The organism is Comamonas sp. C11 (genome assembly GCF_024496285.1).
GTDB classification, from domain to species: Bacteria; Pseudomonadota; Gammaproteobacteria; order Burkholderiales; family Burkholderiaceae_C; genus Comamonas; species Comamonas testosteroni_F.
Genome location: NZ_CP101743.1, coordinates 1,513,493 through 1,539,366, shown reverse-complemented (window position 1 = coordinate 1,539,366; position 25,874 = coordinate 1,513,493). Strand labels below are relative to the sequence as shown.

Below are 25,874 nucleotides of genomic sequence, written 5' to 3'. Positions count from 1 at the left end.
CTCGTTGCTTGCTGCGATCAGCGAAGCCTTCTATTGTAGCACTGTTTTCACAGCACTTTTAAAACGTTTTTGCGTTTTCTTCTCGCCCCTTAGCACAAGGAGGGAGAAGAAAACGCCTGGCGTGAGCCAGGCGTTTTGGCGTAAGAGCCTGACGATGACCTACTTTCACACGGGAACCCGCACTATCATCGGCGCTAAGTCGTTTCACTGTCCTGTTCGGGATGGGAAGGAGTGGTACCAACTTGCTATGGTCATCAGGCATAAACTTTTTGTCAGATTGACGGCGCCTCGATTAACTTCTTAATCTCGCTCACCTTCAGTCCAACGAATTCATAGAGTCTTCGATCAGCTTTTCGATTGCGCCTTTTCGGCATAACTAGAACTTGCGTTCTGTCTTTATTTTTCCAGGCTTACCCAAAGTTATAGGGTCAAGCCGCACGGGCAATTAGTACTGGTTAGCTTAACGCATTGCTGCGCTTCCACACCCAGCCTATCAACGTCGTGGTCTACAACGACCCTTCAGGGGGCTCAAGGCCCCGGCAGATCTCATCTTGAAACGAGTTTCCCGCTTAGATGCTTTCAGCGGTTATCTCTTCCACACTTAGCTACCCTGCGATGCCACTGGCGTGACAACAGGTACACCAGAGGTGTGTCCACTCCGGTCCTCTCGTACTAGGAGCAGGCTTCCTCAAATCTGCAGCGCCCACGGAAGATAGGGACCAAACTGTCTCACGACGTTTTAAACCCAGCTCACGTACCTCTTTAAATGGCGAACAGCCATACCCTTGGGACCGACTACAGCCCCAGGATGAGATGAGCCGACATCGAGGTGCCAAACACCGCCGTCGATATGAACTCTTGGGCGGTATCAGCCTGTTATCCCCAGAGTACCTTTTATCCGTTGAGCGATGGCCCTTCCATACAGAACCACCGGATCACTATGTCCTGCTTTCGCATCTGCTCGACTTGTCAGTCTCGCAGTTAAGCACGCTTATGCCATTGCACTATCGTCACGATGTCCGACCGTAACTAGCGTACCTTCGAACTCCTCCGTTACGCTTTGGGAGGAGACCGCCCCAGTCAAACTGCCTACCATGCACTGTCCCCGATCCAGATAATGGATCCAGGTTAGAACCTCAAACGCACCAGGGTGGTATTTCAACGTTGGCTCCATGCGATCTAGCGACCGCACTTCAAAGCCTCCCACCTATCCTACACAGATCCGTTCAAAGTCCAATACAAAGCTACAGTAAAGGTTCATGGGGTCTTTCCGTCTTTCCGCGGGGAGATTGCATCATCACAAACATTTCAACTTCGCTGAGTCTCAGGAGGAGACAGTGTGGCCATCGTTACGCCATTCGTGCAGGTCGGAACTTACCCGACAAGGAATTTCGCTACCTTAGGACCGTTATAGTTACGGCCGCCGTTTACTGGGACTTCAATCAAGAGCTTGCACCCCATCATTTAATCTTCCAGCACCGGGCAGGCGTCACACCCTATACGTCCACTTTCGTGTTTGCAGAGTGCTGTGTTTTTATTAAACAGTCGCAGCCACCAATTTTTTGCAACCCCTTTGAGCTCCGTTTGTACAACTTCACTTACTTGGGGTACACCTTCTCCCGAAGTTACGGTGTCAATTTGCCGAGTTCCTTCTCCTGAGTTCTCTCAAGCGCCTTAGAATACTCATCTCGCGCACCAGTGTCGGTTTGCGGTACGGTCGTCAATAGCTGAAGCTTAGTGGCTTTTCCTGGAAGCAGGGTATCACTCACTTCGTCTGCAAGCAGACTCGTTATCACCCCTCATCTAAGCCTGGCGGATTTGCCTACCAGGCACGACTACAGGCTTGAACCAACATATCCAACAGTTGGCTGAGCTAACCTTCTCCGTCCCCACATCGCACTATTGATCGGTACAGGAATATTGACCTGTTTCCCATCAGCTACGCATCTCTGCCTCGCCTTAGGGGCCGACTCACCCTACGCCGATGAACGTTGCGTAGGAAACCTTGCGCTTACGGCGAGGGGGCTTTTCACCCCCTTTAACGCTACTCATGTCAGCATTCGCACTTCTGATACCTCCAGCATCCGTTACCAGACACCTTCACAGGCTTACAGAACGCTCTCCTACCACTTGCAATAAATTGCAAATCCGCAGCTTCGGTAACTGGCTTAGCCCCGTTACATCTTCCGCGCAGGACGACTCGATCAGTGAGCTATTACGCTTTCTTTAAATGATGGCTGCTTCTAAGCCAACATCCTGACTGTTTTAGCCTTCCCACTTCGTTTCCCACTTAGCCAATTTTAGGGACCTTAGCTGGCGGTCTGGGTTGTTTCCCTCTTGAGTCCGGACGTTAGCACCCGGTGCTCTGTCTCCCAAGCTGTACTCGTCGGTATTCGGAGTTTGCATAGGTTTGGTAAGTCGCCATGACCCCCTAGCCTAAACAGTGCTCTACCCCCGACGGTAATACTTGAGGCACTACCTAAATAGTTTTCGGAGAGAACCAGCTATTTCCAAGTTTGTTTAGCCTTTCACCCCTATCCACAGCTCATCCCCTAATTTTGCAACATTAGTGGGTTCGGACCTCCAGTACCTGTTACGGCACCTTCATCCTGGCCATGGATAGATCACTTGGTTTCGGGTCTACACCCAGCGACTAGTCGCCCTATTCGGACTCGATTTCTCTTCGCCTCCCCTATTCGGTTAAGCTTGCCACTGAATGTAAGTCGCTGACCCATTATACAAAAGGTACGCCGTCACCCCTAAGGGCTCCGACTTTTTGTAAGCATACGGTTTCAGGATCTATTTCACTCCCCTCCCGGGGTTCTTTTCGCCTTTCCCTCACGGTACTGGTTCACTATCGGTCGATGATGAGTATTTAGCCTTGGAGGATGGTCCCCCCATATTCAGACAGGGTTTCTCGTGCCCCGCCCTACTTGTCTGCAGCCTAGTACCACCGATCGGTTTTCACATACGGGACTATCACCCACTATGGTCGGCCTTTCCATGCCGTTTTGTTAACTGATCGACTATCACTGCAAGGCTCTTCCGAATTCGCTCGCCACTACTATCGGAATCTCGGTTGATGTCTTTTCCTCTGGGTACTTAGATGTTTCAGTTCTCCAGGTTCGCTTCGTGCACCTATGTATTCAGTGCACGATACCTCTTGCGAGGTGGGTTCCCCCATTCAGAAATCTCCGGATCAAAGCTTATTTGCCAGCTCCCCGAAGCTTATCGCAGGCTATCACGTCTTTCGTCGCCTATCATCGCCAAGGCATCCACCATATGCTCTTAGTCACTTGACCCTATAACTTTGGACTCTCTCGTCGAGAATCAAAGCCTGGTGTTCAAAGACTGGTGAGGTCTTGCACCTCACGCGTTATGCCGTAATGTGAATATCTTTGGCTGCATCTTTCGATGCAGCTTAGAGAATATTCGTCATTACTAGATACATTTGCATTCGCAAAATATCTGTTTTGACGCAATCAAAATGTTGCTGGCGGCACGGTGAGTATTTTTCAACTCTTTCCACCAGCAACGCTGATTTCGACTCTATGAATTTTTAAAGAACAGCCAATTGATCGACGTTTCGATCAATACAAAAGCAGTCTTTGCAAGACTGCTTTTGTATTGGGAAGCCTTCGATTATAGCACCATTAGCGCTATCATTTTTGGTGGAGGATGACGGGATCGAACCGACGACCCCCTGCTTGCAAAGCAGGTGCTCTCCCAGCTGAGCTAATCCCCCGGGATCCTCTGACCAGATATTGGAATCTTGGTGGGTCTAGTTGGGCTCGAACCAACGACCCCTGCGTTATCAACACAGTGCTCTAACCAGCTGAGCTACAGACCCATTCCATGCAGCCCGCTGTTGCTCAGCAGGCCACCTGGCTTGTTCCAACAACCGATAAGTGTGGACGTTCAATTTGAAGCAGCATTTTTCCAGAAAGGAGGTGATCCAGCCGCACCTTCCGATACGGCTACCTTGTTACGACTTCACCCCAGTCACGAACCCCGCCGTGGTAAGCGCCCTCCTTGCGGTTAGGCTACCTACTTCTGGCGAGACCCGCTCCCATGGTGTGACGGGCGGTGTGTACAAGACCCGGGAACGTATTCACCGTGACATTCTGATCCACGATTACTAGCGATTCCGACTTCACGCAGTCGAGTTGCAGACTGCGATCCGGACTACGACTGGCTTTATGGGATTAGCTCCCCCTCGCGGGTTGGCAACCCTTTGTACCAGCCATTGTATGACGTGTGTAGCCCCACCTATAAGGGCCATGAGGACTTGACGTCATCCCCACCTTCCTCCGGTTTGTCACCGGCAGTCCCATTAGAGTGCTCAACTGAATGTAGCAACTAATGGCAAGGGTTGCGCTCGTTGCGGGACTTAACCCAACATCTCACGACACGAGCTGACGACAGCCATGCAGCACCTGTGTGCAGGTTCTCTTTCGAGCACCAAACCATCTCTGGTAAGTTCCTGCCATGTCAAAGGTGGGTAAGGTTTTTCGCGTTGCATCGAATTAAACCACATCATCCACCGCTTGTGCGGGTCCCCGTCAATTCCTTTGAGTTTCAACCTTGCGGCCGTACTCCCCAGGCGGTCAACTTCACGCGTTAGCTTCGTTACTGAGTCAGTTAAGACCCAACAACCAGTTGACATCGTTTAGGGCGTGGACTACCAGGGTATCTAATCCTGTTTGCTCCCCACGCTTTCGTGCATGAGCGTCAGTGCAGGCCCAGGGGATTGCCTTCGCCATCGGTGTTCCTCCGCATATCTACGCATTTCACTGCTACACGCGGAATTCCATCCCCCTCTGCCGCACTCTAGCCTTGCAGTCACAATGGCAGTTCCCAGGTTGAGCCCGGGGATTTCACCACTGTCTTACAAAACCGCCTGCGCACGCTTTACGCCCAGTAATTCCGATTAACGCTTGCACCCTACGTATTACCGCGGCTGCTGGCACGTAGTTAGCCGGTGCTTATTCTTACGGTACCGTCATGACCCGGGGATATTAGCCCCAGGCTTTTCGTTCCGTACAAAAGCAGTTTACAACCCGAGGGCCTTCATCCTGCACGCGGCATTGCTGGATCAGGCTTTCGCCCATTGTCCAAAATTCCCCACTGCTGCCTCCCGTAGGAGTCTGGGCCGTGTCTCAGTCCCAGTGTGGCTGGTCGTCCTCTCAGACCAGCTACAGATCGCAGGCTTGGTAAGCCTTTACCCCACCAACTACCTAATCTGCCATCAGCCGCTCTAGTAGCACAAGGCCCGAAGGTCCCCTGCTTTCATCCGTAGATCTCATGCGGTATTAGCTACTCTTTCGAGTAGTTATCCCCCACTACTAGGCACGTTCCGATGTATTACTCACCCGTTCGCCACTCGTCAGCATCCGAAGACCTGTTACCGTTCGACTTGCATGTGTAAAGCATGCCGCCAGCGTTCAATCTGAGCCAGGATCAAACTCTATAGTTCGATCTTGAATTTAAAGTCTTTCGACTGCTCACTCACTTGACGGAATCAAGAAGAATAAATTCTTCCTCATTACTGTTTTTGTGAGCGTTTGATAACTCCGAAGAGTTTGTTCCGAAGAACTGGCTGCTTGCCCTCAAACGCCCACGCTTATCGGCTGTATTTTTTTAAGGAACCGAGTGCAAAATCAGAAGAACCGATTTTGAATCTCGTTGCTTGCTGCGATCAGCGAAGTCTTGCATTGTAGTCTGTTTTCACCAGACTCAAATCAAAGTTTGAAACTTTTTGTCAAGACCCGAAAGGTCTTGACAAAAAGAAAAAGCCTTGCGGCTTTTTCTTTGATTTGGCGGAAACGGAGGGATTCGAACCCTCGATGAGGCTCTACACCCCATACTCCCTTAGCAGGGGAGCACCTTCGGCCACTCGGTCACGTTTCCGGAATGACGCTATTGTAAACAGCTTTTTTGTTCGTTTTTGGAAAGTTGCGAAAATTATTCGCTTTTGTCCAAACCAAAGGCTGTGTGCAGGGAGCGCACAGCCAGCTCCAGGTACTTCTCGTCGATCACGACCGAGGTCTTGATCTCGGAAGTCGAGATCATCTGGATGTTCACGCCTTCCTTGCTCAGAGCACGGAACATGGTGGAGGCCACGCCCACATGGCTACGCATGCCGATGCCGACGATGCTGACCTTGGCGATATTGGGATTACCCACCACCTCGGAAGCACCGAGTGCAGGAACAACGCTTTCACGCAGCAACTCCATGGCACGCTGGTAGTCGCCCTGGCTCACTGTGAAGCTGAAGTCGGTCTTGCCGTCCTTGGAGATGTTTTGGATGATCACATCGACTTCGATGTTGGCATCAGCCACGGGGCCGAGGATGGCAGCAGCCACGCCAGGGGTATCAGGCACGCCCAGCACGGAGATCTTGGCCTCGCCACGGTTGAAAGCGATGCCGGATACGACAGCCTTTTCCATTTTTTCGTCTTCCTCAAAAGTAATCAGCGTGCCGGACTTGGCTTCTTCTTCCAGATCGATATCCCAGGGCGTGAAGCTGGACAGCACGCGCATGGGCACCTTGTACTTGCCTGCAAACTCCACGGAACGGATCTGCAGCACCTTGGAGCCCAGGCTGGCCATTTCCAGCATTTCCTCGAAACTCACCGTACCCAGGCGCTTGGCAGCAGGCACCACACGGGGATCGGTGGTGTAGACGCCATCCACATCGGTATAGATCAGGCATTCGGCAGCCTTCAGGGCGGCAGCAACGGCCACGGCAGAAGTGTCGGAGCCGCCACGACCCAGCGTGGTGATATTGCCTTCGGGATCGATACCCTGGAAGCCGGTCACGATCACGACACGACCAGCATCGAGGTCGGCGCGCACGCGCTTGTCGTCGATGGACTCGATGCGAGCCTTGGTGTAGCTGCTATCGGTGCGCACGGGCACTTGCCAGCCCGCATAGCTGACAGATTCCATGCCTTCGGCCTGCAGCGCAATGGCCAGCAGCGCCGAGGATGCCTGCTCGCCAGTGGCGGCCAGCATATCAAGCTCACGATAGTACGAACTCTTGGCGTGACTGGGAGCCAGTTCGCTGGCCAGACCCAGCAAACGGTTGGTTTCGCCACTCATGGCGCTGGGCACAACCACCAACTGGTGACCTGCCCGAGCCCATTTGGCCACACGCTTGGCGACGTTGCGGATGCGCTCTGTCGAGCCCATCGAGGTGCCGCCGTATTTATGAACGATCAGTGCCATTGGATACTAAAGGGTGACGAAACAGCAGCCACGGCGCAGGTCACAAAGGTTTTGGCGCGCCGGCGGTTTTCGTACAGGTAAAAAAACCAAAACCTAGGAATTGTACCAACCGAGACTTGCCCCCTGGCGCTCCACAAAACCCCGCCCCACCTTGATATGGATGTGGTGCCCTCGCGTAGAGCAAACGCCGACCTGCGCCATGAGCTGCGCAAGCTGCGCCGCCGTAGGCGTGGTGCCATGTGCGACGCGCAGCCAATAACGCAGGACATTGCCCAGACGCAGCTCACTCAAACTCTGCAGCGCCTTGATGACGGGCGGCTCACCCACCAGCTGCAGATCTGCCGCCGCCTGCTCGTTGAGCAGCTCTGAAGCCTGCGCGCAATGCGCACTGCTGCGTGCAAACGTGCTGCGAAACTGCGGAAAGACCTGCTCCAGCACCGGCAGCAGCTGAGCCCGGATGCGATTGCGTGTGTAGCCCTGATCGGTATTCGTAGGATCCTCGACCCAGCTCAAACCCCTCAGCCGCAGCCAGTCGCGCAACGCCTGCCCCGGCACCTCCAGCAAAGGCCTGAACCATTCCAGCCCTGCTCTTTGCCAATGCCCTGGCATGGCCGCCAGACCGGCCACGCCGGCACCGCGCGAGAGCGCCAGCAGCAAGGTCTCGACCTGATCGTCGGCATGCTGGGCCAGCGCCATGGAACGCACTGCATCCAGCGCTGCGCCCTGCGCATCGAGCCAAGGCTGCCGAGCTGCCTGAATCAAGGCCGCATAACGCCCCTGACGCGCTGCATCTTCAGGGCTTTGGCCTTGCACATTGCGCGCATCGATGGCGCAGACCTTGAGCACAATGCCGTGCCGGGCACACAGCTGCTCACAGTGCTGCTGAAAACCATCAGCCGCAGACTGCAAACCATGGTGCACATGAATCGCCCTCACCTGCCCCGGCCATCGCGCATGGCAAGCCAGCAGCAGGGCCGACGAATCCGCTCCGCCACTGAAGGCCACGACCAGTGGCAGCAGCGGCTCGAATGCAGCCATAGCCGTATCCACCCGAGCAGCCGAGGCCCGCAACAAGTCAGCATCTGACTGGGCTTGCATGAACAACAGACTCCCCATTTCAAATTCAATAGCAGCTAGCACTTACCCATAAAGGGCTGAAGCGCATTTCACTCAAAGCCCTTCGGCAAAAACAAATGACTCCCGAAGGAGCCATTGTGCGCAAGCAGCATCAAGCCCGCTGGATCAGCGGTTGTCAGCCTTGGTGTCGGCAAACTTGCCATAGCTCTGAATGCGGTCGTAGCGACGATCCTGCAGCTCCTTGGGCTTGAGATCGGTCAGCTGGCGATAGGCATCGCCCAGCGCGCGCTTGAGGAAGGCGCCCATTTGCTTGTGGTCGCGATGAGCACCACCCACTGGCTCGTTGACGATCTTATCCACCAGACCCAGCGCCTTGAGGCGGTGAGCGGTGATGCCCATGGCGTCCGCTGCTTCCTGGGCCTTTTCGCCGGTCTTCCACAGAATGGAGGCGCAGCCTTCGGGACTGATCACCGAGTACACGGAATACTGCAGCATCAGCACCTGGTCTGCCACGGCAATGGCCAGCGCACCGCCAGAGCCGCCCTCACCGATGATGGTGGTGATGATGGGGGTCTGCAACTGAGCCATTTCGTAGATGTTGCGACCGATGGCTTCGGACTGGCCACGCTCCTCGGCGTCGATGCCGGGGAAGGCACCGGGCGTATCCACGAAAGTGAACACGGGCAGCTTGAACTTCTCGGCCGTCTTCATCAGGCGCAAGGCCTTGCGATAGCCCTCGGGACGCGTCATGCCGAAGTTGCGCAGCGTACGCTCCTTGGTATCGCGGCCTTTTTGATGACCGATCACCATGCAGGGCTGGCCATTGAAGCGCGCCAGGCCACCAATGATGGACTGGTCATCCGCAAAATGGCGGTCGCCGTGCATTTCGACAAAGTCGGTAAAGCACTCGCGCACATAGTCGAGCGTATAGGGGCGCTCGGTATGGCGGGCGATCTTGGTGATCTGCCAGGGGGTCAGGTCGCTGTAGATGTCCTTGGTCAGCTGCAGGCTTTTCTTGCTGAGCTGGTCGATCTCTTCCGAGATATCTACTGCGCTTTCAGTCTGCACATAGCGCAGTTCTTCGATTTTGGATTCGAGTTCGGCAATGGGCTGCTCAAAATCCAGAAAGTTCTTTTTCGCCAACGTATTTCTCCTTGTGCCAGCCTGTTGCAATCCTTGCAATCGGCCAGTGGACAGATGTCATCAAGCCACAGGCTGCGCCTCGAGCGAGCGCCAAATATACCAAGTTGCAACCGTACACCACGGTTTCCAAGCCTCGGCAACTTCACGGGCATCGCTGCGACTGACAGGATCGCCCGAAAAATGATTGAGAGAGATGCCCTGTATCAAACCGGCATCATCCAGAGGCAGCACATTGGGCCGCCCCAGACAGTAAATCAGAAAATTCTCGGCCGTCCAGCGGCTGAGACCGCGTATGGACATCAGCTCGGCAATGATGACTTCATCGCTCATCTGAGCCCATTCATCCATGTGCAGACGACTCTCGGTGAAATGCACAGCCAGGTCGACCAGATAGTCCACCTTGCGCGCCGACAGTCCCGCGCCACGCATATCGTCCACCTTGAGCCTGAGCACCTGCTCGGGCTGCATGGCAGCAGGCAGCTTGGCGAACTTGTTCCACAAGGTCTTGGCCGACTTGGCCGAAATCTGCTGCCCGATGATGGAGCGAGCCAATGTGGCAAAGGCCTGCTCCTGCCCGCACGGCAGCAGCGCCTGGCTGCCGAGTTGCGGAATCAGGCGCTTGAGCACGCGATCGCGGCGCATGAGCTGACGGCAGGCCTCAGCCCAATAGGCGGGCACACCATCAGGCAAGTCCAGATGAATCTTGGGAGCGGCCGTTTTGGGCGCGACTGCCTGCTTTGCAGTTGTACCCGCAGGCTGAGCAATGGCTGCCGCCCCCAAAGGTGCCACAGGCAAAGGCGCAGCCGGCCCCATGGGCACGGGCAGATCAGCCACCAGCGGCAGCTGCTCGAACTCCATGGTGTCCAGATGCTTGATCGCACTCATGCGCGACTCTCCGCACTGCTCACACAGTTGATGGAATATTGCATGCAGCCTCAGCCCTTGGCGGCCGCTTCCCAGGTCGTGCCCGCGGCCGAGTCCTTGAGGACGATGCCCTGATCAAGCAGATCCTTGCGGATGCGGTCTGCCTCGGCCCAGTTCTTGGCAGCCTTGGCCTCTGCGCGTGCGGCAATCTGCGCTTCGATCGCGGCCGCGTCCACACCTTCGGCACCGGCCTGCAGAAACTTCTGCGGCTCGGCCTGCAGCAGACCCAGGCAGGCCCCCAGGGCCTTGAGCAAGCCCGCCACTTCGGGCGACTTGCTGCGGTTGACCTCAGCGGCCAACTCGAACAGCACGGCCACAGCCTCGGGCGTGCCGAAGTCTTCATCCATCGCCGCCTTGAAGCGGGCGGCGCAGGAACTGCTCCAGTCGATCTGCACCTCGGCGGGCGCCACCAGATCCAGAGCGGTATAGAGGCGCTTGAGCGCACCGCGCGCATCATCGAGATGCACGTTGGAATAGTTCAGCGGGCTGCGGTAGTGACTGCGCACGACGAAGAAACGGATGGTCTCGGCGTCGTATTCCTTGAGCACGTCGCGGATGGTGAAGAAGTTGCCCAGCGACTTGGACATCTTCTCGTTGTCCACATTGATGAAGCCGTTATGCATCCAGGTCCGGGCAAACGGCTTGCCGGTCGCACCTTCGCTCTGGGCAATCTCGTTCTCATGGTGAGGGAACTGCAGGTCTGCACCGCCACCATGGATGTCAAAGCTCTCGCCCAGCAGCTCGCAACCCATGGCCGAGCATTCGATATGCCAGCCTGGGCGACCTTCGCCAAAGGGGCTGGCCCACTTCACGTCAGCGGGCTCGTCCACCTTGGCCGACTTCCACAGCACAAAGTCCAGCGGGTCATGCTTGCCATCCGCCACGGCCACACGCTCACCGGCGTTGAGTTCGTCCAGCGTCTTGCCCGAGAGTTTGCCGTAGCCAGGGAACTTGCGCACGGCGTAGTTCACATCGCCGTTGCCGGCCTGATAGGCCAGGCCCTTGCCCTGCAGCTGGGCGATCATGCTCAGCATCTGCGGCACGTATTCGGTAGCGCGCGGCTCCAGCGTGGGGCGCTCGATACCCAGCGCATCCGCATCCTGGTGCAGCGCATCGATCATGCGATCGGTGAGGCTGCGTATGGTCTCGCCGTTTTCCACCGCACGCTTGATGATCTTGTCATCGATGTCGGTGATATTGCGCACATAGGTCACCTTGTAGCCGCTGGCGCGCAGCCAGCGCTGCACCACGTCGAAAGCCACCATGGAGCGCGCATGGCCCAGGTGGCAGAGGTCATAGACCGTCATGCCACAGACGTACATACGCACATGGCCCGGCTCCAGCGGCGAAAACGATTCCAGTGCACGCGACAGCGTGTTGTAGATACGCAAACTCATGAATCTTGAAATTGGGAGAGAGGGTGGCGAGCAGCAGCACCGGTCATGCGTGCGATGCATAAACCGTGCCTGCCATTCCCTGAGGCTGAAAAATGCGCACTAGCATCCAGACACATCCCGGTCCGGTCAGACGCCTAAGCGCTGCACACCCCTCAGCTACAATTCCCCGCAGTATAAGCTCCCGCCGCAGCGCAGTTCTTGCGGCGCCATGAAAGCACCTACATGCCTGTACGCAACTTGTTCAGTACCGCAGCGCGTGCGGCAGCCCTGGCTGCCTTGCTCGCTGCAGGTAGCGCCTACGCCGACGATTACACGGATGTTGCCCAGTTGCTCAAGAGCGGCAAGACGCAGCAGGCGCTGCAAAAAGCGGAAACCTATTTGGCCAAGAATGCACGCGACCCACAGATGCGTTTTCTGCGCGGCATTGCGCTGAGCAATGACGGCAAGACCGAGGACGCGATCACGGCTTTTCGTCAGCTGACCGAAGACTATCCCGAGCTGCCCGAGCCCTATAACAACCTGGCCGTGATCTACGCACGCCAGGGCGATCTGGATAGGGCCCGCTCCGCACTTGAAGCTGCCGTGCGCAACAATCCGAACTATGCCGTGGCACATGAAAACCTGGGCGATATCTATGCCCGCTTGGCCTATCAGTCCTATGCGCAGTCCCTGGCCAAGGGCGGCCGCCCAGCAGCACTAAACCCAAAGCTCAAGCAGCTCAAGGACCTGCTGCAGCCTGCGGCCTCCCTCGCAACGCCTGCCCCGGCCCAGCCTGCACAGCGCTGAACCAGTTTTTTGCCATCGCCGCCCTCTTGTGAAGCAGGCCGGCGCCCTCAGTTGCCTCGAGCCTGTTTTTTGCAGCCGCTATCCAGCGGTCTTGCCCAAGGCACATTTACCCAGGAATATGACCATGCTGAATTTCCGTCGAAACAGCCTCAAAGCCCTGTCTGCCATTGCGCTGACAGCCACTGTTTTTGCAATCCCCAGCCTGGCCCAGGCGCAATCCAAGGTGCAGCTCAAGACCAGCATGGGCGACATCATGGTGGAACTGAACGATGCCAAGGCGCCCAAGAGCGCTGCCAATTTTCTGCAATATGTGCGCGACAAGCACTATGACGGCACGGTGTTCCACCGCGTGATTGACGGCTTCATGATCCAGGGTGGCGGCATGGACGCCAATCTGAACGAAAAGCCCACACGCGCCCCGATTCCGCTGGAAGCCAGCAACGGCCTCAAGAACGACCGCGGCACGATTGCCATGGCGCGCACCGGCAATCCCAACTCTGCCACCTCGCAGTTCTTCATCAATGTGGTGAACAACGACATGCTCAACGCCCCCAAGCCTGACGGCCATGGCTATGCCGTCTTCGGCAAGGTCATCAAGGGCATGGATGTGGTGGACAAAATCCGCGCCGTGGCTACGGGCAACCGTGGCATGCACCAGAATGTGCCCACAACGCCGGTAACAATCCTCTCCGCCACCGAAATCAAGTAAACACCCCGGCGGCGCTGCACCTGCCGGGAAGCGCCCGCCTCTCCACTCCATCCTCTAGAAAGCACAGACATGAGCAATCCCCAAGTCGAACTGCACGTGACCATCAACGTGGCTGACACCGCAACCCAGGGCGTGATCACCCTGGAACTGGACGCCGTGAACGCACCCAAGTCCACCGAAAACTTCCTGAACTACGTGAACCAGGGCTTCTACAACGGCACCATCTTCCACCGCGTGATCAAGAACTTCATGATCCAGGGCGGCGGTTTCGCTGCCGACATGAAGCAGAAGGAAACTGCTGCCCCCATCGAGAACGAAGCCAAGAACGGCCTGAAGAACGACAAATACACGATTGCCATGGCTCGCACCAGCGATCCTCACAGCGCAACTGCACAGTTCTTCATCAACACCGTGGACAACGGCTTCCTGAACCACACCGCTCCCACCGGCCAGGGCTGGGGCTACGCCGTGTTCGGCAAGGTCGTCAAGGGTGAAGAAGTCGTGGACGCCATCAAGAAGGTGCGCACCACTCGCAAGGGCTTCCACGACGACGTGCCTTTCGACGCCGTGGTGATCGACAAGGCGATCGCGATCTAACCCCCTGAGGCGCTGCGCGCCTTCCCCCAAGGGGGACGACGGCCTCGCTGCGAGGCGGCTCTTGCTTGCCGTCTCTCGCTCGGGGCCGTTATTGTTTTCAGGCTGCGTACCATCATCACATGACTGATTCTTCAGATCCCCGCACGACTGCTCCTCAGGTGGCGCAGCTGCAAGGCGCACCCGGCTGGCGAGCTATCGACTTTATTTCCGATCTGCATCTGCAGCCTTCGGAGCCGCAGACGGCTGAAGCCTGGCGCAGCTATCTGGCACGCAGCACGGCCGACGCCATCTTCATCCTCGGCGATCTGTTTGAAGTCTGGGTGGGTGACGATGCGCTCGATGAACCCGGCAGCTTCGAGGCCGAATGCGCAGCCGTTCTGCACGAGGCGGCGCAGCAGCGTCCGCTGTTCTTCATGGTCGGCAACCGCGACTTTCTGGCCGGTGACGAGTTTCTGCGCCGCAGCGGCCTGACCGGCCTTTCCGACCCGACGGTACTGAGCTGGGCAGGCCACGGCATCCTGCTCAGCCATGGCGATGCACTATGCCTGGACGATGTGGAGTACCAGCAATTCCGCGCTGTTTCGCGCTCCGCCGCCTGGCAGCAGCAATTGCTGGCCCAGCCCCTGGCCGTGCGCCGTGCGATCGGCAGATCGGCACGCAGCGAAAGCGAGCAACGCAAGCAAAGCGGCGCACCCTATGCGGATGCCGACGCGCAGATGAGCGCCACCTGGATGCAGGCCGCGCAAGCGCCCTGGCTGATTCACGGCCATACCCATCAGCCCGCCGACCACGCGCTGGGCGACGGGCAGTGGCGCATCGTGCTCAGCGACTGGCATATCGATGCAGATACGCATCGCAGCGAGGTGCTGCGTGTGACGCCCGAAGGCTGGCAGCGCATGCCGCCCGAGCTGGCCTGACGCACCGACCAGTTGCCGCTATCTCATTCAGAGCTTCTTGCGCATGTCATTCATAGATTTCAGATTGAAAACCATCCAAACTCTATGAATAGCAAGCGCTAGAAGCTATCAAATTTGCTGAACTGACAGACACGGAAAAGCCCGCCGTCCAAAGAACTGGAGCACCGGGCTTCTTTGTTTACAACCAGATCTCAAACCGAGATGGCTGAAGCCGAGCCTACCTGCTTGCGCAGCTCGAACTTCTGGATCTTGCCCGTGCTGGTCTTGGGCAGCTCGCCAAACACCACGGCGCGCGGAACCTTGTAGCCGGCCAGATGCTTTTTGCAGTGGGCAATGATGTCTTGCTCCGTGGTCTCGGCACCGGCCTTGAGTTCGATGAAGGCACAGGGCGTCTCGCCCCAGCGGGGATCGGGCTTGGCCACCACGGCCGCGGCCAGCACGGCAGGGTGGCGATAGAGCACATCCTCCACTTCTATCGAGGAGATGTTCTCTCCGCCCGAGATGATGATGTCCTTGCTGCGGTCCTTGATCTGGATATAGCCGTCGGGATGCTGCACCGCCAGATCGCCGCTATGAAACCAGCCTCCGCGGAAAGCCTCCTGCGTCGCCTGCGGGTTCTTGAGATAGCCCTTCATGGCGATATTGCCCTGGAACATGATCTCGCCCATGGTCTGGCCGTCGCGCGGCACGGGCTGCATGGTTTCGGGGTCCAGCACTGCGGCAGAGCGTTGCAGGTGGTAGCGCACGCCCTGGCGCGAGTTGAGACGAGCGCGCTCGCCGATGTCAAGCTGATTCCAGGCCTCGTGCTTGGCGCAGACCGTAGCCGGGCCATAGGTTTCGGTCAGGCCATAGACATGGGTAATGTCAAAGCCCATGGCCTCCATGCCTTCGATCATCGATGCAGGCGGCGCGGCCCCTGCCACCATGGCCTTGACGCCTGCGGGAACGCCCTGCTTCATGGCAGCCGGTGCATTCACCAGCAAGCTGTGCACAATGGGGGCGCCGCAATAATGGGTCACGCCATGATTTCGAATGGCGTCGAACACCGCCTGCGCATCCACCCGGCGCAGGCAGACGTTGACAGCCGCGCGCGCTGCCACCGTCCAGGGGAAGCACCAGCCATTGCAATGGAACATGGGCAGCGTCCACAGATAGACGGCGTGCTTGGGCATGTCCCACTCCAGCACATTGCTGATGGCATTGTTGTGCGCGCCACGATGGTGGTAGACCACACCTTTGGGGTTGCCTGTAGTGCCGCTGGTGTAGTTCAGCGCAATCGCATCCCATTCGTCGCCGGGCCACTGCCAGTCGAAATCGGCATCGCCCTGGGCCACGAAGCTCTCGTAGTCGATGGCACCGATCTGCTCGGCCGCCTCGCCATAGACGCTGTCCTCGACCTGGATCACATAAATGGGTTCTGTGCCCTTGCGCAATTTGAGTGCCCTGGCCATCAAGGCCGCGAACTCGGGGTCCACGATCAAGGCCTTGGCCTCGCCGTGATCCAGCATGAATGCCAGGGTCTCGGCATCGAGCCGGGTGTTGAGCGTGTTGAGCACGGCACCGGCCATGGGCACGCCAAAGTGCGCCTCCACCATGGGCGGCGTATTGGGCAGCATTACGGCCACGGTGTCGTTCTTGCCAATGCCGATTCTCTGCAGGCTGCTGGCCAGTTGACGGCAACGCGCATAGGTTTGCGCCCAGCTCTGGCGCAAGTCGCCGTGAACAATGGCCAGGCGCTCGGGGTAGACCTCGGCCGTGCGGGCAATAAGGCTCAGCGGCGTCAGTGCAGCGTAGTTGGCGGTATTCGGGGCAAGGTTCAGATCGAAAGAACTTGTCATGTTTGTCTCCTGAACGTTTTTTACCCCAGCATCGGTCACGCCAGGCTTACAACCGAGCGCCATGCAGGCTTGTTGTGAGCCAGGTCAACTCAAATGCCCCCGCACCATCCATGCACATAAAAGCCAGACAAGCTAAAAGGTCATTGACCAGAACAGTACTTTCAACAGATTCTGAAAATCAATAAATTATTTTAAAATCATACACATAGAAATATCAGCACATAAACCGTCATTCCGATTCCAAGGACACTTCATGCAAGTCATCTATAAGACATCATTTATCTGACAGACCAATCGCCAGGACTTCGAATCGCTTTTAGAATGCGCAGATGTTTTGAGGACATGACTGCCTTCACTGGCAGTGCAAGACCGGCATCTCCGCCCTCACGGAGCCGATTGCAGACCTCGAAGCTGAGTGGCGGAGGAGACGTTTTAGAGGAGAGCCTGGCAATGACCCAGGCATCAGGAGACCTGAGCCTGCACCCATGGGTGCAGGCTTTTTTTTGCCCGCCTGCTCCATTCCTGCTGCGCCCTCGGCCATTGCCAAAAAGGCAGAATACGCGGGTGGCCATTCCCCAATCATTCATCCAAGAGTTGCTATCCCGCGTCGACGTGGTCGACATCGTGGGCCGCTATGTGCAGCTCAAAAAGGGCGGCGCCAACTTCATGGGCTTATGCCCGTTCCATAGCGAGAAGTCGCCCTCTTTCACCGTCAGTCCCAGCAAGCAGTTCTTTCATTGCTTTGGCTGCGGCAAAAACGGCAATGCCATCGGCTTTCTGATGGAGCATGCCGGCATGGGCTTTGTCGAAGCCGTGCAGGAACTTGCCAATCAATGCGGTCTGCAAGTGCCGCAGGACGACATCAGTCCGGCCGAGCGCCAGCGCCAGGCGCAGCAAAAGCAGAAAGCCGAGACCCTGAGCGACTTGCTGGAAAAAGCCGGCGAGTCCTATCGCAAACAGCTCAAGGCCGCCCCCAAGGCTATCGAGTATCTGAAAAAGCGCGGCGTCTCGGGCGAGGTCTCCAAGCGCTTCGGCCTGGGCTATGCACCTGCAGGCTGGCATGGCCTGGCCAGCGTGTTCGCCGAATACGACAACCCCCAGCTCGAAGAATGCGGGCTGGTCATTGTGGGCGAGGATGACAGCCGCCGCTACGACCGCTTCCGCGACCGGCTCATGTTCCCGATTCGCAACGTCAAAGGCGAATGCATAGGCTTTGGCGGCCGGGTGTTTGGCGATGAAAAGCCCAAATACCTGAACTCCCCCGAAACCCCGGTCTTCCATAAGGGCCGCGAACTCTACGGCCTTTACGAGGCTCGCCAGGCCTTGCGCGACATGGGCTACGCCCTGGTCACCGAAGGCTATATGGACGTGGTGGCGCTGGCCCAGCTGGGCTTTGCCAATGCTGTGGCCACGCTGGGGACGGCCTGCACGCCCGAGCATGTGCATAAGCTGTTTCGATTCACCGATGCCGTGGTCTTCAGCTTCGACGGCGACGGCGCGGGCCGGCGCGCCGCGCGCAAGGCGCTGGATGCGGCCCTGCCGCTGGCGACCGACACCCGCTCCATCAAATTCCTGTTCCTGCCTTCGGAGCACGACCCCGACAGCTTCATCCGCGAATTCGGCCCCGAGGCCTTCTCGCGCTATGTGGGCGAAGCAACGCCACTGAGCCGTTTTCTCATCGAATCGGCCAGCGAAGGCTGTGACCTGGGCCAGACCGAGGGCCGAGCCCACATGGCCAGCAACGCCCGGCCGCTATGGTCGCTATTGCCCGACGGCGCTCTCAAGCGCCAGCTGCTCTCAGAAATCGCAGCCCTGGCCCAGTTGGACTCGCGCGACCTCTCCGATATCTGGGCGCAGGAGGCGGCACGCACCGCCCCCGTGGCCCGCCGCGCGCCTGCGCCCCCCGGCCCCCAGGCACCGGAATGGGATGCGCCTGCGGGCAACTGGGAAAGCGCTCCCGACTGGGCCGATGCTGCGGCACCGGCTCCCTCCTACCCGAGCCAGGGCAGCGGTGGCAACTGGTCGGGCCGCAAGGAATTTGGTCGCCCACGCAAGCCCTGGGGCAAGAAGGGTGAAGAGTGGAACCCACCACAACTGGGTCCGCGCCCCACGCCCGTCAGCCGCGAAGACCAGGCCGCACGCCTGCTGATGTGTCACATGGAGTTCATGGAAGAGATGACCCATGAGGATTTCGACGCGCTGGCGCGTTGCAATCAAAGCCATGCCCCCTTGTTCCGTTGGCTGGAGGCTCAGTTCACCGAATCCGGCCCGCGCTCCTGGGCGGTGCTGCGCGAGCAATTGCAAGGCTCACCCTGCGAGCCGCTTGCCCACAAGCTGATGAGCGGCGCCCATGCCAACCCCGAAGGCGAAGTGGACGAGTTGCGCAAGGAATTGCGCGGCACGCTCAATCTGATCCTGGTGGATCACCTCAAGCGCGAAGAAGCCAAGGCTCTCAAGGAGATTGCTACGGACCCCACTGCGGCAAGGCGCTACATTGAGTTTCAACAGCGGCGAAAAAATTTATCTGTAATTATTGGCTCCGCCTCTTGACATCTCTAAAAAAGGTATAATTTAAGGGATATAGGCAAGAGCGACAGCAACACCTCCGACCCGGGCACCGTGAAGAAATCACGTGATGGCAGCAACTGCATGGCCCATTTCTCGCAAGGATTGCATACCAAATGATCGCCCCAACATCTTGCCATGGAGTCTTTGTGCTCCACCGGACAGGCTAGGCCTGTTCTTGCGCCAGCTTTCATGGCGTTTGTTTGCATTTTCCGTTTTCCTTTGTGTGTTTGTGTGTGTTCGTACCGTGAGAGGTGTTCATGCCCGTTTCAAAGTCCGTGAAGTCCAAGCAGGCCCCAGAAGCTTCAGCAAAGCCCAAGACCTCTAAAACTTCCACTTCCGCAGCAGAGCCCGCGAAAAAGGCCAGTGCCAGCAGGCCTGCTGTGAAGAAGAGTGCTGCATCTGCAGCCGAAGCAAAGAAAGACACCACCGTGGTTACCAAGTCACAAGCCGAACTCAAAGCCATGGCCGATGCGCTGCTGGCGCAGGCAACTCCCAAGCGCGGCCGCAAGAAGGCCGAAGAAGACGACGACACAGCTGCCGCTCCCGCCGCCAAGAAGACTGTCGCCAAAAAGGCCCCTGCTGCCAAGAAGGCAGCCGCTGTCAAGGCCCCTGCTGCCAGTGCCGATGCCGACAAGGCTCCCGCCAAGCGCGGCCGCAAGCCCAAGGCCAAGGAGGCCGACGAGGACATGGATGATGCAGACCTGTCGGATATCGACAGCGATCTGGAAGGCGAAGTCGAAGAGGAGGCATCGACCGAAGCGTCTGCTGCTCCTGCCGAAAAGGCCAAGCCTCTGCGCATGAAGATCAGCAAGGCGAAGGAACGCGCCTTGATGAAGGAATTCGGCCTGGACGAAACCGTTCTGACCGAAGAGGAAATGAACACCCGCCGTCAGCGTCTGAAGATGCTGATCAAGCTGGGCAAGACCCGCGGCTACCTGACCCACGCCGAAATCAACGACCACCTGCCCGACAAGCTGGTCGATGCCGAAACGCTGGAAGTCGTGATCTCCATGTTGAACGACATGGGCGTGGCCGTGTACGAGCAGACTCCCGATGCGGAAACCCTGCTGCTGAACAACACCGGCCAGTCGGCCACCACCGAAGAGGAAGCGGAAGAAGAGGCCGAAGCGGCTCTGTCCACCGTGGACTCCGAATTCGGTCGCACCACCGACCCCGTGCGCATGTACATGCGTGAAATGGGTACCGTCGAACTGCTGACACGCGAAGGCGAAATCGAAATCGCCAAGCGCATCGAAGGCGGTCTGATGGACATGATGGAAGCCATCTCGGCCTCCCCCGCGACCATCGCCGAAATCCTCAACATGGCCGAGGAAATCCGCGAAGGCAAGGTTGTCATCTCCACCGTGGTGGACGGCTTCGTCAATGCCAACGAAAACGACGACTATGTGGCCGAAGAAGACTTCGACGAATACGACGAAGAAGACGACGACGACGGCAAGGGCGGCTCCAAGGCCCTGACCAAGAAGCTCGAAGAGCTGAAGAACGAAGCTCTGGGTCGCTTTGACTCCATGCGCGAGCTCTTCGACAAGATGCACAAGGTGTATGACAAGGAAGGCTACGGCACCGAGGCATACATGAAGGTGCAGAAGGCCATCACCGAAGAGCTGATGACCATTCGCTTCACGGCCAAGACCATTGAAAAGCTCTGCGATCTGGTGCGCGCCCAGGTGGACGACGTGCGCAAGAAGGAACGCGAGCTGCGCAAGATCATCGTGGACAAGTGCGGCATGCCGCAGGAGCAGTTCATCAAGGACTTCCCACCCAACCTGCTGAACCTGGACTGGGTCATCAAGCAAGTGGCGGCAGGCAAGAACTACAGCGCCGTGCTGGAGCGCAACATCCCGCCCGTGCAGGAGCTGCAACAGAACCTGATCGACCTGCAGGCCCGCGTGGTTGTGCCTCTTGAAGAGCTCAAGCACATCAACAAGCGCATGAACAGCGGCGAGCGCGCCAGCCGCGACGCCAAGAAGGAAATGATCGAGGCCAACCTGCGTCTCGTGATCTCCATCGCCAAGAAGTACACCAACCGCGGTCTGCAATTCCTGGATCTGATCCAGGAAGGCAATATCGGCCTGATGAAGGCCGTGGACAAGTTCGAATACCGTCGCGGCTACAAGTTCTCGACCTATGCGACCTGGTGGATTCGTCAGGCCATCACGCGCTCCATCGCAGACCAGGCCCGCACGATCCGCATCCCCGTGCACATGATCGAGACCATCAACAAGATGAACCGCATCTCGCGCCAGCACTTGCAAGAGTTTGGTTTCGAGCCCGATGCGTCCATCCTGGCAGCCAAGATGGAGATCCCCGAGGACAAGATCCGCAAGATCATGAAGATCGCCAAGGAGCCGATCTCGATGGAAACCCCCATCGGCGACGACGACGACTCCCACTTGGGCGATTTCATCGAAGACGGCAACAACACGGCGCCTATCGATGCCGCGATGCAAGCCGGTCTGCGCGATGTGGTCAAGGACATCCTCGACGGCCTGACGCCTCGCGAAGCCAAGGTGCTGCGCATGCGCTTCGGTATCGAAATGTCCACCGACCATACGCTGGAAGAAGTCGGCAAGCAGTTTGACGTGACGCGCGAGCGTATCCGTCAGATCGAAGCCAAGGCGCTGCGCAAGCTCAAGCACCCTTCGCGCTCCGACAAGCTGCGCAGCTTCATCGATTCGCTGTAAAGCTGGCTCTGCGGAATCGGCCCGCCGGTTCCTTGAACCTCAAAGCCCCGACCTGCCCCAGGTCGGGGCTTTTTCGCATGCAGCCCAGGTCAGCAAGCCTTCGCTTGCGGCCAAACACGCCAAAAGACACATAACAACGGAGACACACATGGACACCATCCAAGCAAACCGCTTTCCGACACGGCGCCAGTGGCTGGGCTATTCCGGCGCCTTGCTGGCCACGCCTTTGGCGGCCATGGCCACCCAACCCCAGCGTCTGGGGCCACAGCTGCGCATCGTGATCCCCGCCAATCCGGGCGGCGGCTGGGACCAGACCGGCCGCGCCCTGGGCGCAGTGCTGACCGGCAGCGGGGCGGTGGACAAGGTCATTTATGAAAACATCGGCGGCAAGGGCGGCACCATAGGCTTGGCCGAGTACACCAAGCGCTATGGCAACGACCCCAACAGCCTGCTGATCGGCGGCATGGTCATGGTCGGCGCCCTGGCACTGGACAAGAAGTCGGCAGAGCTGCATCAGGTGCAGCCCCTGGCGCGCCTGACCAGCGACTATCTGGTGGTGGCCGTGCCCGCCGACTCGCCGCTTGCCAACCCCAAGGCACTGGCCAAGGCCATGCGCGAGAACCTGCCTGCACTGACCATTGCCGGAGGCTCTGCAGGCGGTGTGGACCATATGTACGCGGGCATGCTGGCCCGCCTGGCCAAGGCCAATGCGGAGCAACTGCAATACAAACCCTTTGCTGGCGGTAACGATGTGCTCCAGGCCCTGCTGCAAAAGCAGGTTCAGGTGGGAATCTCGGGTTACAGCGAGTTCAGAGAAGCCTTGCAGGCGGGCAAGCTGCGCGCCCTCGGTATTTCGTCACGCCGTGCCATGTTCGGCATTGCCTCCATGCGCGACCAGGGTCTGGATGCTGAAATGTCCAACTGGCGTGCCGTCTTTACAGGCAAGAATCTGCCGGCAGAGCGCGCCCAGCAACTGCTGGCGGCTATCGACCATGCAAGCAACCAGGACAGCTGGAAGCAAGCCCTGGTCAGCAATAATTGGAACTCTTCTTGGCAAACCGGCAAGGCACTGCATGAATTTCTGGAGGTCGAAACCTCCACTGCCCAGCTGATGACCTATCTGCTCAAGCTCAAGAGCTGAGCCTCTTTGCGAGATAGCCACATGAACATGGCCAACCACACCGCTGCATCCTCCCGCCTGTCCATTGCCGTCATGGGTGCGGGCTCGGTGGGCTGCTACTTTGGCGCGCTGCTGGCACGCGCCGGCCACCCAGTCACGCTGATCGGTCGGGCATCGCATATGCAGGCCATCAGCCAGCACGGGCTGCGACTGCAGACGGCCACAGAAGATCTGAACATCCCCATCACCACCAGCACCGAAGCCAGTGCCGTGGCAGGTGCCGATGTGGTGCTGTTCTGCGTGAAATCCACCGACACCGAAGCAGCTGCTGCACAGATCAAGCCCCACCTGGCTGCACACACCCAGGTACTGAGCTTGCAGAACGGCGTGGACAACGACCGGCGCCTGCGCCAGGTGCTGGGTCAGCAGCCGGTGGCTGCTGCCGTGGTCTATGTCGCCACCGCCATGGCCGGTCCGGGTCATGTGCGTCACTTCGGCCGGGGCGAACTGCTCATCGCCCCCTGTCCGCAGGGCAACGAGATTGCACTCCAGTTCAGCGCAGCAAACATCCCCACCCAGACCTCGGACGGCGTGCTGACAGCACTCTGGCAAAAACTCATCATCAACTGCGTGTACAACGCACTCTCCGCCCTCACCCAGCAGCCCTATGGCTGGCTGATCGCGCAGCATGGCGTACCTGCAGTCATGCAAGATATTGCCGCCGAATGCAAGGCCGTGGCTCTGGCCGACGGCGTGCTGCTGCCGGCCTCCGTGGACGAGGCTGTAGCGGCCATAGCGCACACCATGCCTCGGCAGCTCTCTTCCACGGCCCAGGATCTCGCGCGCGGCAAGCCCACGGAAATCGACCATCTCAACGGCTATGTGGTGCGACGCGGTCAAGCCCTGGGCATTGCCACGCCGATCAACCATCTGCTGCAGGTGCTGGTGCAACTCAAGCAAATGTCGACTCAAAAGCAGGAACTATGATTTCCATAGCTGCTTGCTCTGACAAATCAACGGTCAGAGTCAATTTTTACACCTAGAAACACCTAAGCCAGTACTAACACTTCCGGCATGACTCGCCATCCCGTCCCGAAGGCTGCTTCAGTTCTACCCCTATTGCTACAAACCCTGAAGCAAGCGAGTCTTCTCCCTGATTCGTGGCTGACCCGCAACACTTGCGCGCTGTTTACGGCCTTTATCACTTCAAGGCGTTGCAGTCGAAGATTTGAAGCTACTAAACTTGTAGCAAAATAAATTAACCGCTATAGTCCATTGGACATGGCACTGAAAGCGCCTAGTGCGCCCAGCTCGACAACATCATTGCGCAAGGAGAAGCGTCCATGAGCTCCAAGGAAAACGCCGCCATCAACCAGCTGTTCGAGAAGCTCGAATGCCGCTATGCGCTGCGCGTGCTGTGGGCTTTGCGGGATGGTCATCCCCAGACCTTCCGACTGCTGCAAGACAGTGTGGGCGGCATCACCCCCAACACCTTGAACACCCGTATCAAGGAGCTGCGCGAGTGCGGCCTGCTCGAGCATGGCAGCGACGGCTACACCGTCACCCTGACCGGGCAGGATCTGCTCAAGCGCCTGTCCGATGTACAAGCCTTTGCCAACCGCTGGGTTGCCGCGCGCGCCAAGAAGTAAGCCTTGCCGCTATTGCATCCGGGACTGGTAGCAAGCGGGTGCACCACTATCATCCAAGGGCCCCAAGCGTGCTTGGCGGGCCCTTTTTCCATCGCCTTTTTCTGCTTTGCGCTGAAAGGAAATCATCATGGCATTCAACACTACTGCCTCCGGCCTGCAATACGAAGACACCGTCGTGGGCGAAGGCGCCGAAGCCAAAGCCGGTCAGAGCGTCACCGTGCACTACACCGGCTGGCTCTACAACAACGGCGTTCAAGGCGCCAAGTTCGACTCCAGCAAGGACCGCAACGATCCTTTCGTCTTCCCCCTGGGCGCCGGCATGGTCATCAAGGGCTGGGACGAAGGCGTGCAGGGCATGAAGGTGGGAGGCCAGCGCACGCTGCTAATTCCCGCTGCCCTGGGCTATGGTGCACGCGGCGCCGGTGGCGTGATCCCGCCCAACGCCACGCTGAAGTTCGACGTGGAACTGCTGGCTGTCTAAAAAACAGGCTGGTTCATCAAAAAAGCGGCTCTCTGAGGCCGCTTTTTTTGCGAGAGGCTCGGCACAGATGGTGCCTATGTCTCATCCGCCTCAAACAGCGCCCTGTGCAACGATGTATAGGCCTTGTCACCCGCAGCATCTCGTATGCGGGGAGCCAGCTCTGCCAGTTGCTCATAACCCATGGCCGCCTCCACCGCCAGATTCAGCCTGAAGCCCTTGAGCCCAAGAGCCCCCGTGATGGACACCGCTATCGGATAGGCCCTCTGGTAGCGCCTCTGGGCGCTGCCAGGGTCGACGCCAGCAGCTGCCAACGATGCCGAACTGCTTTTTGAGAGCGAAGATGCATGGGCCTGTGCTGCTGCTGCATCGGCCGCGACGGAGGACTCTCTCGTGGCCAACCAGCCCTTGCCGACCAGCGCCAGAATATCGTCCTTGTTCACCCCCAGCGCCGAGGTCGCCTCCAGCACCTGCATGAGGCTGCGATGACCGTCAAACAGCAGAAAGGCCGAGCGCAGCCGCTGGCTCAGATCGGCATGGCGCTCCTTGAAGGCCACCTGGCCCTCGGGTGTTTTGACTAGATACATCGACCCTGCCCTCTGTGCATTGAATTGCTTTCCGCCCTGCAGGGTGGCAGTTATGGCTGCAGCTGAAAAGCGGGTTTTCCTGCAACTCTGGTCCACCCATGCTCCAGATCAGCTCACGGCGGATATTCAGCAGAAAACTGCCTCGAACC

17 protein-coding genes, 3 tRNA genes and 3 rRNA genes are annotated in these 25,874 nt (G+C 58.2%); 10 read left to right on the top strand and 13 right to left on the bottom strand.

The genetic code is table 11. From position 1 onward, the window contains the following. Nucleotides 1-146: 146 nt before the first annotated feature. The 11 genes from rrf to cysS all read right to left on the bottom strand — a co-directional run bounded on the left by rrf (nt 147) and on the right by cysS (nt 11,771). Nucleotides 147-259 (bottom strand): 5S ribosomal RNA (rrf, locus tag NOX35_RS07030). Nucleotides 260-424: 165 nt separating this feature from the next. Next, nucleotides 425-3,302, bottom strand: a 23S ribosomal RNA gene (locus NOX35_RS07025). A 367-nt stretch (nt 3,303-3,669) separates the two neighbouring features. Further along, a tRNA-Ala gene (locus NOX35_RS07020) sits at nt 3,670-3,745 on the bottom strand. A 28-nt stretch (nt 3,746-3,773) separates the two neighbouring features. Then, nucleotides 3,774-3,850: transfer RNA gene (locus NOX35_RS07015), tRNA-Ile, on the bottom strand. Between the two features lie 93 nt (nt 3,851-3,943). Further along, nucleotides 3,944-5,476 (bottom strand): 16S ribosomal RNA (locus NOX35_RS07010). The 16S, 23S and 5S rRNA genes sit together here with 3 tRNA genes alongside, the layout of an rRNA operon. Before the next feature lie 341 nt (nt 5,477-5,817). Further along, nucleotides 5,818-5,910, bottom strand: a tRNA-Ser gene (locus NOX35_RS07005). 54 nt (nt 5,911-5,964) lie between these two features. Next, on the bottom strand, nt 5,965-7,230 hold the full coding sequence (locus tag NOX35_RS07000; RefSeq protein WP_182286145.1) for an aspartate kinase: 1,266 nt from the start codon (nt 7,228-7,230) through the stop codon (nt 5,965-5,967). A gap of 93 nt (nt 7,231-7,323) precedes the next feature. Continuing rightward, on the bottom strand, nt 7,324-8,334 hold the full coding sequence (gene tilS / locus NOX35_RS06995; protein ID WP_371878538.1) for a tRNA lysidine(34) synthetase TilS: 1,011 nt from the start codon (nt 8,332-8,334) through the stop codon (nt 7,324-7,326). Between the two features lie 138 nt (nt 8,335-8,472). After that, nucleotides 8,473-9,450 carry an acetyl-CoA carboxylase carboxyltransferase subunit alpha gene (locus NOX35_RS06990; protein ID WP_003057594.1) on the bottom strand — a complete coding sequence of 326 codons (978 nt, stop codon included), beginning with the start codon at nt 9,448-9,450 and terminating at the stop codon, nt 8,473-8,475. A 60-nt stretch (nt 9,451-9,510) separates the two neighbouring features. After that, on the bottom strand, nt 9,511-10,335 hold the full coding sequence (locus tag NOX35_RS06985) for a DNA-3-methyladenine glycosylase (RefSeq protein WP_182286143.1): 825 nt from the start codon (nt 10,333-10,335) through the stop codon (nt 9,511-9,513). A 50-nt stretch (nt 10,336-10,385) separates the two neighbouring features. Further along, a complete protein-coding gene (cysS, locus tag NOX35_RS06980) occupies nt 10,386-11,771 on the bottom strand; it encodes a cysteine--tRNA ligase (RefSeq protein ID WP_182286142.1) in 1,386 nt (461 codons plus the stop codon). A gap of 222 nt (nt 11,772-11,993) precedes the next feature. Here cysS and NOX35_RS06975 point away from each other — a divergent pair, with 222 nt between their 5' ends. The 4 genes from NOX35_RS06975 to NOX35_RS06960 all read left to right on the top strand — a co-directional run bounded on the left by NOX35_RS06975 (nt 11,994) and on the right by NOX35_RS06960 (nt 14,780). Beyond that, on the top strand, nt 11,994-12,557 hold the full coding sequence (locus tag NOX35_RS06975; protein WP_182286141.1) for a tetratricopeptide repeat protein: 564 nt from the start codon (nt 11,994-11,996) through the stop codon (nt 12,555-12,557). Between the two features lie 124 nt (nt 12,558-12,681). Next, the gene (locus NOX35_RS06970) at nt 12,682-13,266 is read left to right on the top strand and encodes a peptidylprolyl isomerase (protein ID WP_182286140.1); all 585 of its coding nucleotides are present in this window, start codon (nt 12,682-12,684) and stop codon (nt 13,264-13,266) included. Between the two features lie 69 nt (nt 13,267-13,335). Continuing rightward, nucleotides 13,336-13,863 (top strand): peptidylprolyl isomerase, encoded by a 528-nt coding sequence (locus NOX35_RS06965; RefSeq protein ID WP_087084687.1) that lies wholly within the window; start codon nt 13,336-13,338, stop codon nt 13,861-13,863. A 119-nt stretch (nt 13,864-13,982) separates the two neighbouring features. Next, entirely contained in the window at nt 13,983-14,780 is a 798-nt protein-coding gene (locus NOX35_RS06960; protein ID WP_256496215.1) for a UDP-2,3-diacylglucosamine diphosphatase, read from the top strand. 191 nt (nt 14,781-14,971) lie between these two features. On the opposite strand, the gene NOX35_RS06955 is transcribed toward NOX35_RS06960, so the two are convergent. After that, entirely contained in the window at nt 14,972-16,618 is a 1,647-nt protein-coding gene (locus tag NOX35_RS06955; RefSeq protein ID WP_182286138.1) for an acyl-CoA synthetase, read from the bottom strand. Between the two features lie 564 nt (nt 16,619-17,182). Between NOX35_RS06955 and dnaG the strand changes: the two genes are divergently transcribed. The 6 genes from dnaG (at nt 17,183) to NOX35_RS06920 (ending at nt 25,141) form a co-directional block, all read left to right on the top strand. Then, nucleotides 17,183-19,168 (top strand): DNA primase, encoded by a 1,986-nt coding sequence (gene dnaG, locus NOX35_RS06950; protein ID WP_256496214.1) that lies wholly within the window; start codon nt 17,183-17,185, stop codon nt 19,166-19,168. A gap of 275 nt (nt 19,169-19,443) precedes the next feature. Next, nucleotides 19,444-21,891, top strand: coding sequence for an RNA polymerase sigma factor RpoD (rpoD, locus tag NOX35_RS06940; RefSeq protein WP_182286136.1), 2,448 nt, complete (start codon nt 19,444-19,446; stop codon nt 21,889-21,891). 148 nt (nt 21,892-22,039) lie between these two features. Beyond that, complete coding sequence (locus NOX35_RS06935) at nt 22,040-23,032, top strand: tripartite tricarboxylate transporter substrate binding protein (RefSeq protein WP_256496213.1); 993 nt, start codon at nt 22,040-22,042, stop codon at nt 23,030-23,032. A gap of 21 nt (nt 23,033-23,053) precedes the next feature. Next, nucleotides 23,054-23,998, top strand: a complete 945-nt coding sequence (locus NOX35_RS06930) for a ketopantoate reductase family protein (RefSeq protein WP_256496212.1) — start codon at nt 23,054-23,056, stop codon at nt 23,996-23,998. Between the two features lie 356 nt (nt 23,999-24,354). After that, the gene (locus NOX35_RS06925; RefSeq protein ID WP_003057624.1) at nt 24,355-24,660 is read left to right on the top strand and encodes a helix-turn-helix domain-containing protein; all 306 of its coding nucleotides are present in this window, start codon (nt 24,355-24,357) and stop codon (nt 24,658-24,660) included. 127 nt (nt 24,661-24,787) lie between these two features. After that, nucleotides 24,788-25,141 carry an FKBP-type peptidyl-prolyl cis-trans isomerase gene (locus tag NOX35_RS06920; protein WP_182286133.1) on the top strand — a complete coding sequence of 118 codons (354 nt, stop codon included), beginning with the start codon at nt 24,788-24,790 and terminating at the stop codon, nt 25,139-25,141. A gap of 74 nt (nt 25,142-25,215) precedes the next feature. Here the strand turns inward: NOX35_RS06920 and NOX35_RS06915 are convergent, their stop codons facing one another. Further along, on the bottom strand, nt 25,216-25,725 hold the full coding sequence (locus NOX35_RS06915) for a hypothetical protein (protein WP_182286132.1): 510 nt from the start codon (nt 25,723-25,725) through the stop codon (nt 25,216-25,218). Nucleotides 25,726-25,874: the final 149 nt, after the last annotated feature.